Annotated in this window: 13 protein-coding genes; 9 read left to right on the forward strand and 4 right to left on the reverse strand. The window is 44.8% G+C overall.

Features of this window, described 5'->3' with window-relative positions; all coding sequences use genetic code 11:
• Positions 1-4 precede the first annotated feature (4 nt).
• On the forward strand, positions 5-814 hold the full coding sequence (locus tag BXO88_RS17075; protein WP_330395147.1) for an MFS transporter: 810 nt from the start codon (positions 5-7) through the stop codon (positions 812-814).
• Positions 815-923: 109 nt separating this feature from the next.
• Here the strand turns inward: BXO88_RS17075 and BXO88_RS11315 are convergent, their stop codons facing one another.
• The 3 genes from BXO88_RS11315 to BXO88_RS11325 all read right to left on the reverse strand — a co-directional run bounded on the left by BXO88_RS11315 (position 924) and on the right by BXO88_RS11325 (position 3590).
• Positions 924-1562, reverse strand: a complete 639-nt coding sequence (locus BXO88_RS11315; RefSeq protein WP_078037839.1) for an MBL fold metallo-hydrolase — start codon at positions 1560-1562, stop codon at positions 924-926.
• A gap of 112 nt (positions 1563-1674) precedes the next feature.
• The gene (locus BXO88_RS11320; protein ID WP_078037840.1) at positions 1675-2028 is read right to left on the reverse strand and encodes an arsenate reductase family protein; all 354 of its coding nucleotides are present in this window, start codon (positions 2026-2028) and stop codon (positions 1675-1677) included.
• Between the two features lie 197 nt (positions 2029-2225).
• Entirely contained in the window at positions 2226-3590 is a 1365-nt protein-coding gene (locus tag BXO88_RS11325) for an FMN-binding protein (protein WP_078037841.1), read from the reverse strand.
• Positions 3591-4158: 568 nt separating this feature from the next.
• Between BXO88_RS11325 and BXO88_RS11330 the strand changes: the two genes are divergently transcribed.
• The 6 genes from BXO88_RS11330 (at position 4159) to aguB (ending at position 10979) form a co-directional block, all read left to right on the forward strand.
• A complete protein-coding gene (locus BXO88_RS11330; protein ID WP_078037842.1) occupies positions 4159-5619 on the forward strand; it encodes an aminotransferase class I/II-fold pyridoxal phosphate-dependent enzyme in 1461 nt (486 codons plus the stop codon).
• 1 nt (position 5620) lies between these two features.
• Entirely contained in the window at positions 5621-6481 is an 861-nt protein-coding gene (gene speE / locus BXO88_RS11335; RefSeq protein ID WP_078037843.1) for a polyamine aminopropyltransferase, read from the forward strand.
• The gene (locus BXO88_RS11340) at positions 6478-7737 is read left to right on the forward strand and encodes a saccharopine dehydrogenase family protein (RefSeq protein WP_078037844.1); all 1260 of its coding nucleotides are present in this window, start codon (positions 6478-6480) and stop codon (positions 7735-7737) included. Before speE ends, BXO88_RS11340 begins: the two co-directional genes overlap by 4 nt.
• 45 nt (positions 7738-7782) lie before the next feature.
• Positions 7783-8910 (forward strand): carboxynorspermidine decarboxylase, encoded by a 1128-nt coding sequence (gene nspC, locus BXO88_RS11345; protein WP_078037845.1) that lies wholly within the window; start codon positions 7783-7785, stop codon positions 8908-8910.
• A 12-nt stretch (positions 8911-8922) separates the two neighbouring features.
• A complete protein-coding gene (gene aguA / locus BXO88_RS11350) occupies positions 8923-10026 on the forward strand; it encodes an agmatine deiminase (RefSeq protein WP_078037846.1) in 1104 nt (367 codons plus the stop codon).
• A gap of 71 nt (positions 10027-10097) precedes the next feature.
• Complete coding sequence (aguB, locus tag BXO88_RS11355) at positions 10098-10979, forward strand: N-carbamoylputrescine amidase (protein ID WP_078037847.1); 882 nt, start codon at positions 10098-10100, stop codon at positions 10977-10979.
• A 14-nt stretch (positions 10980-10993) separates the two neighbouring features.
• On the opposite strand, the gene BXO88_RS11360 is transcribed toward aguB, so the two are convergent.
• The gene (locus BXO88_RS11360; RefSeq protein WP_078037848.1) at positions 10994-11311 is read right to left on the reverse strand and encodes a DUF3784 domain-containing protein; all 318 of its coding nucleotides are present in this window, start codon (positions 11309-11311) and stop codon (positions 10994-10996) included.
• Positions 11312-11533: 222 nt separating this feature from the next.
• On the opposite strand from BXO88_RS11360, the gene BXO88_RS11365 reads away from it, so the two are divergent.
• Positions 11534-14620 (forward strand): EAL domain-containing protein, encoded by a 3087-nt coding sequence (locus BXO88_RS11365; protein ID WP_078037849.1) that lies wholly within the window; start codon positions 11534-11536, stop codon positions 14618-14620.
• Entirely contained in the window at positions 14571-15230 is a 660-nt protein-coding gene (locus BXO88_RS11370) for an SDR family NAD(P)-dependent oxidoreductase (protein WP_078037850.1), read from the forward strand. The genes BXO88_RS11365 and BXO88_RS11370 overlap by 50 nt, the downstream gene beginning before the upstream one ends.
• Positions 15231-15269 lie beyond the last annotated feature (39 nt).

Here is a 15269-nt window from a genome sequence, read left to right on the forward strand (position 1 = left end):
TCTCATGCTGGCTTCAGGAATCTGTTCGGTGCTTGCGGTACTCGTATATGCAGTCTGCTATGTTCTAGCAACTGAGCGAGTTGTGATAGAGAACAAGGAAGAAAACAAAAAGAATGTGGGTGAGCTTATGAGGATTCTGTTCACGAGCCGCTCATTCCTCGGAATCATAACATCAGCCCTCATCCTCCTTCTGGTTCAGCTAACTCTTTCAGGTATGGGCAACTATGTATATCCTAACTATTTCAACAACACAACATTTCTTGCCATCGGTTCCCTCGTTAACTGCCTCGTGGTTCTTGCACTTGCGGCTGTTATAGGAAAGCTGGTGGAGAGATTCGGAAAGAAGGAGATAGCCGCTGCAAGTTCTGTCTTCGGTGCAGCCATGCTTTTCATCATGTTTGTGATACACACAAAGGATCCGCTTGTTTACTTCATATTTGGTGCCGGAGGATATGTGGGAATCGGAATATTCAGTCTGGTATGCTGGGCTATGATCATCGATGTAATTGATGACATCGATGTGAAAAAGGATTACCGCTCAGACGGAACGGTTTATGCCGTATATTCCTTTGCCAGAAAGCTTGGTCAGGCCGGCGCCTCCGGTCTTACGGGACTCCTCCTCGCCTTTGCGGGATATACAACTACAACTTCCTTCGATACAGTGGTAGTTAACAATATCTATAATCTGGCAACTCTCGTTCCTGCCATAGGCATGGTGCTTCTTGCGCTTTCACTTCTTTTCTTCTATCCCCTTTCAAAGAAGAGGGTTGATAAGAATGCAGAGATCCTCAGACAGAGAAGAGAGAACCACTGATTATTACAGTGAATTTTAGAAACGTGACCATTCAAGGCACTAAAAAAGCAATTCCGGATTCCAAAACAGGATCCGGAATTGCTTTTTTTATTAAATCCGTATTCATGACCTAAAATTTTATCTTCAGCTCTGCCTTCACCGGCTCCTTCACGAGCTTTGCAAATGCTTCACCGTCTGAAGCTTCACCCACTATGCAGCCGTAGTGCACCGGTATGGCTACAGCAGGCTTTATTTCATTAACGAGTGCCGCAGCCTGTCGGATATCCATGGTATAGGTTCCGCCAACAGGAATGATAGCCACATCACACTTTACCATCTTTGCTTCAGGAGTTGCATCTGTATCACCGGCAACATATATTCTTCTGCCGTCTACCTTCAGAATATAACCTACCCATTCGTTACTTTTTGGGTGGAACTTTTTGTCAATATTGTAAGCCGGAACAGTTTCGAGGCTGAGACCGTCCACATCACGATCCTCTCCGGGTGACACTGTGACGATTTTTTTTACCAGACCGGCGGCTTCCTGGGCCTTTACCTTCATGGATTCAGGAACCACCAGAACAGTATCACTTCCGGCCACCTTCTCTATGTCCTCAGGTGAAAAGTGATCATAGTGTTCATGAGTTACCAGTATGAAGGAAGCATCATTAGGGGTTTCCTTCAATTTGAAAGGGTCTACATATATCATTCCGAGCCCGCTCTTTATGCCCACACTGTTATGCCCGAAGACCATGATATTCTCTGTCATATTTACCTCCTTTTTTTGAAAATCCAGATATAAATGCCATTGTATGATCAGTTGTAAAAAGTCGATACAGGATTGCTCTGAGCTATTTTATAAAATGAATCATAATGCAGGTTCACAGACCTGCTTCACTCCACTCAGCTTCCTTGAATCCCAGAAGGACCGTATCACCGTTTATGAGAAGCGGTCTCTTCACCAGCATTCCGTCAGAAGCAAGGAGTCTGAACATCTCATCTTCACTCATGTCCGGAAGCTTCTTTGAAAGTTCCATTTCGCGATAAAGCTGTCCGCTGGTATTGAAAAACTTCTTCAGCGGAAGTCTGCTCTTTTTATGAAGCTCCCGTAATGTATTTTCATCCGGATGATCGCCCTTGATATCCACAGGCTCATACTTGATGGCATGTTCATCCAGCCATTTCAGGGCTTTTTTACATGTTGTACATTTTGAATAGCAGTAAACCTTCGTCATAATCACCTCCAGAATATTTTCTTATTCAATAATTATAATGATGCAAGTGTCAAAAGTCGATATGGGCTCGCGTCACCGGGAATTACATATAAAAAACTGCAGCCACCAACTCAGGTAACTGCAGCCTTTTTCATGACTATCCCCCACTTTTGTGCAGGCACAAGTGGAGGAAAACTTATGAAACTTATATCATTTATTTACTTTGCAGCCTCTGCGATAAGACCTACATAACCTGCTGTATCAGCAAGAGTAGCACCGCTTACTGCATCAACGGCATCAGCCTGCTCTGAAAGAGCCTTTACATCGGAGATGCTCATACCATTTACGTGGTTCTGGATAGCATTGTAGTTCTCATCGATACGAACTGTAGCATTAGCCTTCTTGTTCATAAGGTCTGAGTAGTAATCTGCATTCACGCGCTTTGAGAAAAGAACATTTGCAGGATCTGCATATCCGGCACCGAAGTTATCAGCATCATCAGAATTTGGAACGCCCTCAACATCTGCTGAAGCTCCGAACTGGAAATCATCGATCCATGAAAGGATAACATTCTTACCATCTGTAAGAACTGCAGCTGTTGAGAAGCACTTGTTACCGTGAGCTGCACCGATGGCCATGTTAAGCTTCAGATCTTCGCTGGAACCGTTGAACTCTACGGCCTGTGTCTTCTGAGCGATCTTTCCAGCCTCACCGATAGCAGCAAGGTAGTTGCCTGTATCAGCAAGAGTAGCACCGCTTACTGCGTCTACAGCTGTTGCATCACCCTTATATGCTGCGAGCTCGTCAAGAGTCTTTCCAACCGCAAACTTCTGGATCTCATCATAGTTGTCGTTAAGACGGACTGTGCTTCCTGCCTTCTCAGCCATGTTCTTGCTGTAGTAATCAGCATTTACTCTCTTGCTGAAAAGCATCTGGCCCTCTGCGAAGCCTGCACCGAAGTTGTCCTTATCATCGCCGTTAGGAACACCTGTTACGCTGTCAGCTGCTCCGAACTGATACTCATCGATATAAGCTGCGATAACAACATCATCCTTAACAACAGCTGTAACCTGTGAGAAGCACTTGTTACCGTGAGCTGCTGTGATTACCTGTCCCATCTGAATACCGCCTTCAACAGGAACAATCTCAGCCGGTGCTGAAACGGCCGGTGCCTTTGTCTCAGGCTCAGCTACTTCAAGACCCATAGCAGCTGAAACTGCATTCTTAACTGCTGTAGATGTAACTGTAGCACCTGATACACCATCGATATCAGGACCGTTTGCAGCGATAACCTGTTCCTTCAATGTATCAAGGGCAGCGCCGCCAACTGTAGGAGTCTCTCCATCGCCTGTGATTACCGCGTCAGTGATGGTTCCTTCCTTCACTGTAAGCTCGACAGTAACCTTCCCTCCAAAACCGTCAGCCTCTCCTGTTAATGTCTCTGCTTCTGAAGTAGCTGCTTCAGTAGTGGCTGCGGCTGTTGTAGCTGCAGCTGTTGTTGACTCAGGAGCGGACTGAGATCCGCATGCTGTGATTGCTAATGCTGCCAGTGCAGCAGCGGCTGTTAAATACTGCTTTTTCATAAATATCTCCTTTTGAGCAATAAAATCAAGTGCAAGTTATTTTACACAAAAGAATTGTATTTGTCCATATACATTATATTGATAGTGCAAGCGGATGACTTAGAGAAAACCTATACAAAGTAGGGAAAATACCATATAACATGTTATGTAACCTTTGACTAAAAAAATTATTTATTTTTGTTGACATACTGTAAAATTTTGGTATTCTGAATCTCGACAGAGGATTTCTGTCTCTTATAGGCCTGTTACAGGGATATGATATATCCGCTGTGAAAAGCTCATCGGACAGGGCCGGCCATTGCCGAAGTGGTGTTATGCCACATATTGATCGAGTTAAAAGCTCAATTTTATAAGTTGGTTACTTCATAACCGGTGTTAAAAGCACACTACTTGTGAAACGTTCAATAGGCAATCAGGCAGAGACAGATCTGAAATGATTTAAAGAATGATTACGGGCAGTGCTGCGAAAGCGGTACTGCCCTTTTGTTATGAAAGGATTGTGAGAGCACGAAGTGTGAAACAAACAGTTCTTTCAAAGAATACTTTAACCTAAAAGAAAGGCAATCCAATGGATCTCAGTAGACAAAAAAAAGCCCCAATATATGAAGCTTTGGAGCGCTTCAGAAAACTTCACGTGGTTCCTTTCGATGTTCCCGGACACAAAAGGGGACGCGGAAATCCTGAACTGGTGAATTTTTTAGGGCAGCAGTGTGTCGGCGTGGATGTCAATTCCATGAAGCCGCTGGACAACCTGTGCCATCCTATATCTATCATAAAGGAAGCTGAGGAGCTTGCGGCGGATGCCTTTGGTGCAGCCCATTCCTTCCTCATGGTTGGTGGCACCACCTCTGCAGTACAGGCTATGGTACTGACCGCATGTAAGGCGGGCGATAAGATCATACTTCCGAGAAACGTACATAAAAGTGCCATAAATGCACTGGTACTCTGCGGCGCCACACCTGTCTACATAGATCCAAAGGTTGATAAGGAATTGGGCATCCCACTGGGAATGGAGGTTTCGGACGTAAAGAAAGCCATGGACGAGAATCCTGATGCAAAGGCTGTTCTCATTAACAATCCGACCTACTATGGCATCTGCTCTGATCTCCGCAGCATCGTAAAACTGGCTCATGAACATCATATGCTGGCACTGGTTGATGAGGCCCACGGAACACATTTCTATTTCAGCGACAAGCTTCCCTGTTCAGGTATGGAGGCAGGCGCCGATATGTGTTCTGTGTCAATGCATAAGTCGGGAGGAAGTCTGACCCAGAGTTCATTACTGCTCCTTGGGCCAAGTATGAATCCGGGATATGTTCGCCAGATCATTAACCTCACACAGACCACAAGCGGTTCCTATCTTCTGATGGCAAGTCTCGATCTTTCAAGGCGGAATCTTGCCCTTCGCGGAAAGGAATCCTTCGAGAAGGTGGCCCGCATGGCACAGTATGCAAGAGACGAGATCAATGCCATCGGAGGCTACTATGCATATGGACGTGAACTCATAAACGGAGGAAGTGTATATGACTTTGATGTCACAAAGCTTGCGGTGCTTACACATAAGATCGGTCTAGCGGGAATCGAGGTGTACGACCTTCTTCGTGACGAGTATGACATACAGATGGAATTCGGAGACATTAGCAACATCCTTGCCTACATATCCATCGGAGATTCCATCCAGGATATAGAGCGACTTGTCGGTGCTCTTGCGGATATTTACAGACTTTACGCAAAGCCTGAGAAAAAGCTGTTCTCTGCGGAATATATCTCTCCGGAGGTAGTGACCACGCCGCAGACAGCCTTCTATGCCGAAAAAGAGTCACTTCCCATAGAGAAATGCGCCGGAAGGGTCTGCGCGGAGTCGGTTATGTGTTATCCACCCGGAATCCCGATCCTCGCACCGGGAGAGGTGGTCACAAAGGATATCATCGAATATATCCGTTTCGCCAAGGAAAAGGGCTGCTCCATGCAGGGACCGGAGAGCGATGATATATCACATCTGAATGTACTTAAGGAGGGAACCTACTGATATGGAATTCTGGTTCGAAGAACTTCACACGGATAATGTGAAAATGTCTATCCGCGTGGATAAGCAATTATTCTCCGGTGAAAGTGAATATCAACGCATCGACGTTTTTCACTCTCCTGAATTCGGTCGTTTTTTAGCGTCGAACGGAAGTGTTATCTTTTCTGAGGCAGACGAGTTTGTTTATGATGAAATGATCGTACACGTTCCCATGTCGGTTCATCCCGGAGTGAAAAAGGTTCTGGTCATAGGCGGAGGAGACGGCGGTGTTGCCAGAGAGCTCTCACATTATCCTGAGATCGAAGAGATAGACGTGGTGGAGGAGGATCAGCTCTTCATCGATGTATGTAAGGAGTGGTTTCCTGACAATGCCTGCGGACTGGAGGATCCCCGCGTAAAGATCTACAACGAGAACGGTCTTAGATTTTTACGTTCAAGACAGGACCAGTATGATCTCATCATTAACGACTGTACAGATCCTTTGGGACATACTGCCGGAATGTTCACGAAAGAGTTTTACGGAAACTGTTTCCGCGCCCTTCATGAAGACGGCATCATGGTTTACCAGCACGGAAGCCCCTTCTTCGATGTTGATGAGGAAGCCTGTCGTGCTATGCATAGAAAGGCATTCCGGAGTTTTCCTATAAACCGTGTCTATCAGGCACATATCCCCACCTGCCCGGCAGGTTACTGGCTTTTCGGTTTTGCCAGCAAGAAGTACCATCCGCTGAAGAATTTCGATGCAAAGAGATGGAACGATAGAAACATTAAAACCTGGTACTATACTACAAATATGCACTGCGGCTCCTTCATGTTGCCGCGTTATGTAGAAGATCTTTTACTTGAGGAGGAAGATAAGATATGAGCAGATTACTTGTTATAGGATGTGGCGGTGTTGCACAGGTAGCGATCCGCAAATGTTGTCAGAACAGTGACATTTTCACCGAGCTTTGCATCGCAAGCCGTACGAAGTCAAAGTGTGACGAGCTGAAGGAGAAGCTCGCAGGAACGACATCCACAGTAGTGACTACTGCAGAGCTTGATGCTGACAATGTTTCTGCCGTAAAGGCACTCATCAATTCCTACAAGCCGGATGTGGTACTGAACGTTGCCCTTCCGTATCAGGATCTCACCATCATGGATGCCTGCCTTGAGTGCGGTGTTCATTATGTAGATACGGCAAACTACGAGCCTGAGGATACTGATGATCCTGAGTGGAGAAAGATCTATGAAAAGCGCTGCAAGGAGCTTGGATTCTCAGCTTACTTTGATTATTCATGGCAGTGGGCTTACGATCAGCGCTTTAAGGATGCAGGTCTCACAGCACTTCTCGGAACAGGCTTCGATCCGGGCGTAACCAGCGTATTTACAGCTTATGCGCAGAAGCATTACTTCGATGAGATCCACACTATTGACATCCTTGACTGCAACGGCGGTGATCATGGCTATCCATTTGCCACAAACTTCAATCCTGAGGTAAACCTTCGTGAAGTAAGTGCTCCGGGAAGCTACTGGGAGGACGGACACTGGGTAGAGATTCCTGCCATGTCACTAAAGCGTGAATACAACTTCCCTGAGGTTGGTGAGAAGGACATGTATCTTCTTCATCATGAGGAGATCGAGGCTCTCGCAAAGAACATTCCTGGAGTTAAGCGTATCCGTTTCTTCATGACCTTCGGACAGAGCTACCTCACACATATGAAGTGCCTTGAGAATGTGGGAATGCTTTCCACAAGTCCTGTCGATTTCAACGGACAGAAGATCGTTCCTATCCAGTTCCTGAAGGCATTGCTTCCGGATCCTGCTTCTCTCGGACCAAGAACAGTTGGAAAGACCAACATCGGCTGTATCTTTACGGGAATCAAGGACGGCAAGGAAAAGACCATCTACATTTACAATGTCTGTGATCATCAGGAGTGCTATAAGGAGGTTGAGAGTCAGGCCATCAGCTACACAACAGGTGTGCCTGCCATGATCGGAACAGCACTTGTGGCAAGCGGCATCTGGAACAAGCGCGGAGCCCTCACAACAGATGAATTTGATCCGGATCCATACATGGATATGCTTAACAAATTCGGTCTTCCATGGGTAGTTTCGGAGAATCCGGTAACAGTGGAGTAACAGTAAAAATCCGATGTGAAAGCATCATAAAAAAAGGTTTAAGAATTGAACATAAAGGATTTAAAAACACCGGTCTATGTGGTGGATGAAAAGGCCATCATACGAAATCTAGAGATACTGAAGGAGGTGGAGAAGTCTTCGGGCTGCCATATACTGCTGGCCCAAAAGGCATTTTCCATGTTCAGGATCTATCCGCTCATTTCACAGTATATTTCAGGAGCAACTGCCAGCGGGCTTTTCGAAGCCCGCCTTGCTTATGAGGAGATGAAGGGGGAGAATCACGTATTCTGTCCTGCATATACGGAAGAGGAAATGCATGAGCTCTGCAGTATCTGCGATCATATGAGCTTTAATTCCCTTAGACAACTGGAGCTTCATCGTTCCATTTGGGAAAAGTCTAAGGTAAGCGTCGGTCTCAGGATAAATCCTGAGTTCTCTACTCAGGAGGGACATGAGATCTATGACCCATGCGCTCCGGGATCACGTCTCGGAATAAGAGAGAAGGACATGCCTGAGCATTTGCCTCTGGGGGTTGAGGGTATACATTTCCATACTCTTTGTGAGCAGGATGCGGCACCCCTTGCGGATACAGTGGCATATGTTGAGGAGCATTTCGGCACATATCTTCGTGAAGTAAAATGGATCAATTTAGGCGGCGGACATCACATCACGAGACCGGGATATGATATAGAGCTTCTTAAGAAGACAATACTTCATCTTAAGGAGACCTACGATGTGGAAGTATATCTGGAACCCGGAGAGGCCATTGCTCTTAATGCCGGATACCTCTACACAAAGGTCCTCGATATTGTTGAGAATACACTGCCCATACTTATTCTTGATGCGTCAGCAGCATGCCATATGCCGGATGTTCTGGAGATGCCCTACCGTCCGCCTCTTAGGGACGCCGGTGAAGCTGGTGAGAAGAAGTACACCTGCCGCCTCGGGGCAAGGACATGTCTTGCAGGAGATGTCATAGGAGACTACAGCTTTGATAGAATGCCGGAAATCGGAGATATCCTTACCTTCGAGGACATGGCTATCTACTCAATGGTGAAGAACAACACATTTAACGGCATGCCTCTTCCGGATATAGCATTGATGCACAGTGACGGAAGTGTGGAAACAGTCAGAAGTTTTGATTATGAGGATTTCAAGAACAGGTTGTCGTGAGGTATAATACATATGATAATTAAAGAATCAACACCATCAGCTGATGGTTTTTTTATGCCGGCGGAGTATGCTACCCATGAAGGCACACTTCTGGTATGGCCTGTTCGTCCCGGCAGCTGGGGTAAGGATCCAAAGAGCGCACAGGATGCATTCTGTGCTATCGCAAAAGCTCTTTCAAGACATGAAAAGGTCTGGTTCCTTGCTGACAGGGAGCATCTTCATGAGGCATCGGAAAGACTTGGGGCTATGGCGGAAGTGGTTGAGATTCCCACTGATGATGCCTGGGCGAGAGACATTGGCCCTACCTTCGTAGCGAACGGAAAAGTAATCCGGGGAATCAACTGGAAGTTCAATGCCTGGGGAGGGGAAGTTGACGGTCTCTATAAAAACTTCGATAAGGATGATGCGGCAGCAGTTGCCTTTTGTGAGCATGTAAATAAGGACGTTTATGATTTCGGTGATTTTGTTCTGGAGGGTGGTTCCATTCACACCGACGGGGAGGGTACTCTTCTTGTGACTGAGACTTGTCTTCTCAGTGAAGGACGTAATCATCATTTGACGAGAGAGCAGATCGAGGAGCGGCTGAAGGAAGCATTGGGCATAGAAAAGGTACTGTGGCTTCCTTACGGAATCTATAACGATGAGACAAATGAGCATGTAGATAATATCTGCGCATTCATCGCTCCGGGTACGGTGGTGCTGGCATGGACCGATAACGAAGAGGATCCTCAGCATGCGATGTCTTTGGCTGATCTTCAGTATCTCACCTCCGTGACTGATGCGAAGGGACGTAAGCTGAAGATTCATAAGCTGCCCATACCGGATCACCCGGTGCTGGTGAAGGAGCAGGATCTCGAAAATCTCGTTTTTGAAGAGGGTGAGGATAATCGTGATGCCGGAGAGAGACTGGCTGCCAGCTATGTGAATTTTTATTTTGGAAACGGTGTGGTTCTGGTGCCTCAGTTCGGAGGCGAGAATAAAGAAAGTGATGAAAGAGCCATCAGTATACTGAAGGGGCTTTGTCATGACAGAGAAGTGGTGGGAATAGATTCCATGGCCATACTTCTGGGTGGCGGAAACATTCACTGTATAACCCAGCAGATACCATGTCCATGAGGACATGATGATGTGAGCGTCATAAGTATTTGCCACTCACGGATGATGCAATCTAGGGAGGAGATTTATATATGAGTTCTGTAAAAGTTGCAGCTATTCAGATGAGCTGCACTGCTGTGCCTGAGGAAAATATAGAGCATGCCGAGAGGCTTGTTCGTGATGCTGCCGCAAAGGGTGCCAATGTCATCCTTCTTCCGGAGCTTTTTGAGAGGCAGTATTTCTGTCAGGAAAGGAGATATGAGTATTACAGCTTTGCAAAGAGTGTGGACTCAAATCCGGCGGTAAAGCATTTTAGAAAAGTTGCAGCAGAACTTAATGTTGTGATTCCTGTAAGCTTCTACGAGCAGGATGAGATGCTGCTCTTTAACAGTGTGGCAATGATAGATGCTGACGGTTCGCTTCTCGGGGTTTACAGAAAAACTCATATTCCCGATGATCATTACTATCAGGAGAAATTCTATTTCACTCCGGGCAACACCGGCTTCAAGGTATGGAAGACCAGATTCGGAAATGTCGGCGTAGGAATCTGCTGGGATCAGTGGTTCCCTGAGACTGCGAGATGCATGGCTATAATGGGGGCTGATATGCTGCTTTATCCTACAGCCATCGGCAGTGAGCCGATCCTCAATGTAGACAGCTCAGGTCATTGGCAGAGAGTCATGCAGGGACATGCCGCTGCCAATGTGATCCCTGTGATCGCTGCAAACAGATACGGCACTGAGAGTGTGGAGCCTTGTGATGCCAACGGAAATCAGTCATCAAGCCTCTGCTTCTATGGAAAGAGCTTTATCACAGATTCAACGGGAGAAATAATTGAGGAGGCAGGCAGAGAAGGTGATGCCATACTCATAGCAGAATTTGATCTTTCAAAGACTAAGGAGGACAGACTGTCCTGGGGGCTTTTCAGAGACAGAAGACCTGAATGTTATAAGGCAATCTCAGAGAGAAAATAAATAAACGGGAGAGTTTATCTCTCCCGTTTAGCTCTTTCAATCATAAATAAGATGAACATAACAGACCATGATATACAGGCAAATATAAAGCCATAACAGGTGAATTTGATGTCGATCCCGGATCCGATCAGAAATAGAATAGCCCAGAACATAATTCTTTTTCCATAGTCTTTGCACATCTTGTTTTCGTCAAACTTCTTTCGTTCTTCAAAGGACTTCATATTATAGCCGGTCAAAAGATTTGCTGCTTTACCATTTGAGATATAAAACAGTAACCCGGTCAAAAAGAAAATCGAAGCCATCCCCAGATCAAATAAAAAATATGCATTCATAACGATATCTCCATCATATACAGTGTCGATTCGATATCGGCTTTTAGTGCCCACACAACTATTCTAGTTGCTATAAATACGAATTCCAATGTTTTTTTTGAAATCAGTTCACAAAATTTTGCCATATTGTATATCTGCTTTTCCTTTTCTAATAATTATTTGCGACGATAATAATAGATGACTAATATTAGATTTTTTTTTGTTGCTCAGGAGGTGTTGCTCTTGGAAAAGTACAGATATAGTGAAGAAGAACAGACCTTTTTGGAAAACAGTTCCATTCCTTTTGCAGTCTATCAGTTTATCAACAAGAGAGTAGTAACGATAGCTCTTTCACAGGGCTTTATAGATTTGTCAGGATATACGGGAATGACCAGGGAAGAGGTCTATGCCCTGATGGACAGTAATATGTATCAGGATACACATCCTGATGATCTTTCCGCTATAGGTGATGCAGCTTTGCATTTTGCTACTGAAGGCAGAGAATATAATGTTATATACAGGTTCAAGAGATGCGGTGAATACAGGATAATTTATTCTTATGGAAAACATATTTATAAGGAAAATGGTGTGAAACTTGCCTTCGTCTGCTATACAGACCTGGGACCATATCTGGATGATGGCAGGAATACAAGGGACAGCTTTTTAAATGCCCTTAAAAATAAGCTGGAAGAGAGAAGCTTTAATTCAAAGGTGGACCATGATTATCTGACCGGTCTTCCGTCCATGTCTTACTTCTTCGATCTTGCAGAGGCAGGCTGCAAAGAAATAAGGAGTAAGGGGCAAAAACCGGTTATCCTGTATTTCGATTTTAACGGAATGAAATCATACAATCAAAAATACGGTCTGGAAGAAGGAGACCGGTTGTTAAAGACCTTTTCTCGTGAAATAGTAGCGCAATTCAGCCATGAGAACTGCAGCAGATTTTCAGCAGACAATTTCTGTGTTTTTTGTGATGAAGAAAAGGCACGAGAAGGCGCAAAAAGATTGATAGAAACAAATTTCACAGCCGATAATAACAGGAAAATTCCGCTCCGAATAGGCATGTATCTGTATGATGATGAAAATATCAGTATAAGCGGTGCCTGTGACAGAGCTAAGATCGCCTGTGATAGCGGCAAGAACAATTATGCATCAATGATGTATCTTTTTGACCAGGAGATGATGACCTGCCTTGAAGATAAGCAGTATGTGGTTGAAAACATAGACAGGGCTATAGAGCAAGGTTGGATCAAAGCATTCTATCAGCCCATAATCAGAACGGCGAGTGGTCAGGTATGTCATGAGGAAGCATTGGCCAGATGGATAGATCCGGAGAAAGGCTTCTTCAGTCCGGCAGCATTTATTCCGGCACTTGAAGACAGCAATACTATATATAAGCTTGATCTATATATCGTTGATAGTGTCCTAAAGAAGATGAAGCATCAGAAAGAGCATGGTCTTTATGTTGTACCTGTGTCAGTGAATCTCTCAAGATCAGATTTTTATACCTGTGATATCGTCGAGGAAATAAGACGGCGTGTCGATGAGTCCGGCATTTCAAGAGACATGCTGGTCATAGAAATAACTGAGAGTATCATTGCCGATGATCTGGACTACATGATAAAAGAGATCGGTCGTTTTAAAGAACTCGGCTTTAGCGTCTGGATGGACGATTATGGCAGCGGATATTCCTCACCTGCGATCCTTCATATGGTGCCATTTGATCTTATCAAAATAGATATGCTCTTTGTGAGGCAATTGAAGGATGGAGAGAAAGCCAGGATCATACTAACAGAGATAGTAAGGATGGCGATGGCTCTCGGTATGAATACCGTTGCGGAAGGTGTCGAAACAAAGGAGCAAGCTGATTTCCTGCGGGATATAGGCTGTACTATGCTGCAGGGGTACTATTTTTGCAAACCGATAGACTTTGAGGAAATACTCGACAGGTATAAAAAAGGCATACAGATCGGTTTTGAAAATCCTGAAGAGGCAGATTATTATACTCAGCTGGGAAATGTTAATCTATACAATCTTCCTATTTCCAACACAGCCGGAAAGAAAAATGACTATTTTGATACCTGGCCGATGGTGATGCTGGAGTGTCTGGATGACAGGATATCTGTTGTAAAATCAAATATTACTTTTAACAATTATATGAAAGAGCATTTTCCTCGATCATTTGAAAAAAAGCAGTTCGATTCAAAACAGTACCTCGATAAAACCGGTAGTATGTCGCTTAATTCAGTTATCCAGTGTGCACAGAATGGTAAAAGGGTAATCATGGATGATATGACTGAAGATAGTAAGCTTATACAGCTTTTAATATGGAGAATTGCAGTCAATCCTGTAACAAAGGTTGCAGCTGTTATGGTGGCAATTCTTTCATCCACAGAGGTTACTCCCAAACAATATGAAATGAGTGAGGAACTAAAAAAGATAACGGAGCTTAAGAGGTCTGTTTCGGCTCTGTTGACCAATATGCCGGCCATGACATTTTCCAAGGATGTTAACACCCGAAAATATCTGGCATGTAATCAGGCTTTTGCGGATTATGCGCATAAAGAAACTCCCGAGGGGGTTGTGGGTCTTACTGACTTTGAAATATTTGATGCGGCAACAGCATACCATTTCATCGAAGATGATAAGAAGGCGCTTGCCATGGACAGACCTTATATTTTCTATGAGGATGTTCCCGATGCAGAGGGAAATCCGAGGCAGTTCCAGACGACCAAACTAAAGTTTACTGATGATACAGGGCGGGAGTGTTTACTTGGACTTTGTCAGGATGTAACAGATGCTATGCGAATCAAGCGCGAGTATGTGGAAAAGCTTGCAATGGTTCAGAATATGGCGGAGATAGATGCGCTTACAGGGATAAAGAATAAAAATGCCTTTAAGGAACGAGAAAATCTGATGAATCGAAGAATCCTGGAGAAGCGTCAGCCGGAATTTGCGATCATCGTACTTGACGTAAATGACCTGAAAAAAATAAATGATACACTGGGTCATGAGGCAGGAGATAAATGTATCTGTGAAGCCTGCGAAATCATCTGCAGAACTTTTAAGAGAAGTCCTGTATACCGTATCGGTGGGGATGAATTCGTTGTAATATCTCAGGATGAAGATTATGAACATACAGAAGAGCTGGTTGATGTAATAGCCAAACATAACGAAGGCGCAATGATCAGCGGAGGAATCATCATTGCATGCGGTATGGCTGTCTTTGATAATGACGAGAATGTAATTTCTGTGTTTAACCGCGCTGATAAGGCTATGTATGAGAATAAGAATAGCCTTAAGAAGCGCAAAGCGTGGCGCAGAGGCTGAGGCTAAGCTTAAGGAGATCTCTCCTGATGTGGTATATCATCAGACAGACACCAGCAATGAAGAAGAAGTCAAGAGTCTCGTTGATTTCGCTGTTGAGAAATTCGGGTCACTTGATATCATGTTCAATAATGCAGGTATCGGTATTCAGGGAACAGTTGATCAGATGAGCGGTGAGGATTTCCGCAAAGTCATTGACATCAACCTCAATGGTGTATTTTACGGCATCAAGTATGCAGCTATCCAGATGAAGAAGCAGGGAAAGGGCGGTGCTATCGTCAGCACTTCTTCTATCGAAGGCTTTATCGGCGATCCTTCTATCCCGTCATACAACGCAGCCAAGGGTGGAGTAAATATCCTCACCAAGTCTTCTGCACTGGCACTTGCAAAGGACGGCATCCGTGTTAATACCGTTAACCCCGGCTATATCACAACCGGCATGGTAAACGAAGACACCATGGGTAAGGAGGGCATCAAGTACCTTATCTCCCTTCATCCGCTGGGACGTCTGGGAACTTCGGAAGAGATCGCACATGGCGTCATCTTCCTTATAGAGAATGAGTTTGTAACAGGTTTCAACCTTCTCATCGACGGCGGTTACACAGCACAGTAAAAAGAACTTTGATATTATACATTTATAGAACGCCCTTCC

Origin of the sequence: Oribacterium sp. C9, assembly GCF_002007235.1 — a bacterium.
Classification (GTDB): Bacteria; Bacillota; Clostridia; order Lachnospirales; family Lachnospiraceae; genus Oribacterium.

What these genes read in the sequence shown, in the direction of transcription:
- BXO88_RS17075 (WP_330395147.1), top strand. Translation starts at nt 5, where the DNA reads ATGCTGGCTTCAGGAATCTGTTCGGTGCTTGCGGTACTCGTATATGCA.
- BXO88_RS11315 (WP_078037839.1), bottom strand. Translation starts at nt 1,562, where the DNA reads ATGACAGAGAATATCATGGTCTTCGGGCATAACAGTGTGGGCATAAAG.
- BXO88_RS11320 (WP_078037840.1), bottom strand. Translation starts at nt 2,028, where the DNA reads ATGACGAAGGTTTACTGCTATTCAAAATGTACAACATGTAAAAAAGCC.
- BXO88_RS11325 (WP_078037841.1), bottom strand. Translation starts at nt 3,590, where the DNA reads ATGAAAAAGCAGTATTTAACAGCCGCTGCTGCACTGGCAGCATTAGCA.
- BXO88_RS11330 (WP_078037842.1), top strand. Translation starts at nt 4,159, where the DNA reads ATGGATCTCAGTAGACAAAAAAAAGCCCCAATATATGAAGCTTTGGAG.
- speE (WP_078037843.1), top strand. Translation starts at nt 5,621, where the DNA reads ATGGAATTCTGGTTCGAAGAACTTCACACGGATAATGTGAAAATGTCT.
- BXO88_RS11340 (WP_078037844.1), top strand. Translation starts at nt 6,478, where the DNA reads ATGAGCAGATTACTTGTTATAGGATGTGGCGGTGTTGCACAGGTAGCG.
- aguA (WP_078037846.1), top strand. Translation starts at nt 8,923, where the DNA reads ATGATAATTAAAGAATCAACACCATCAGCTGATGGTTTTTTTATGCCG.
- aguB (WP_078037847.1), top strand. Translation starts at nt 10,098, where the DNA reads ATGAGTTCTGTAAAAGTTGCAGCTATTCAGATGAGCTGCACTGCTGTG.
- BXO88_RS11360 (WP_078037848.1), bottom strand. Translation starts at nt 11,311, where the DNA reads ATGAATGCATATTTTTTATTTGATCTGGGGATGGCTTCGATTTTCTTT.
- BXO88_RS11370 (WP_078037850.1), top strand. Translation starts at nt 14,571, where the DNA reads ATGAGAATAAGAATAGCCTTAAGAAGCGCAAAGCGTGGCGCAGAGGCT.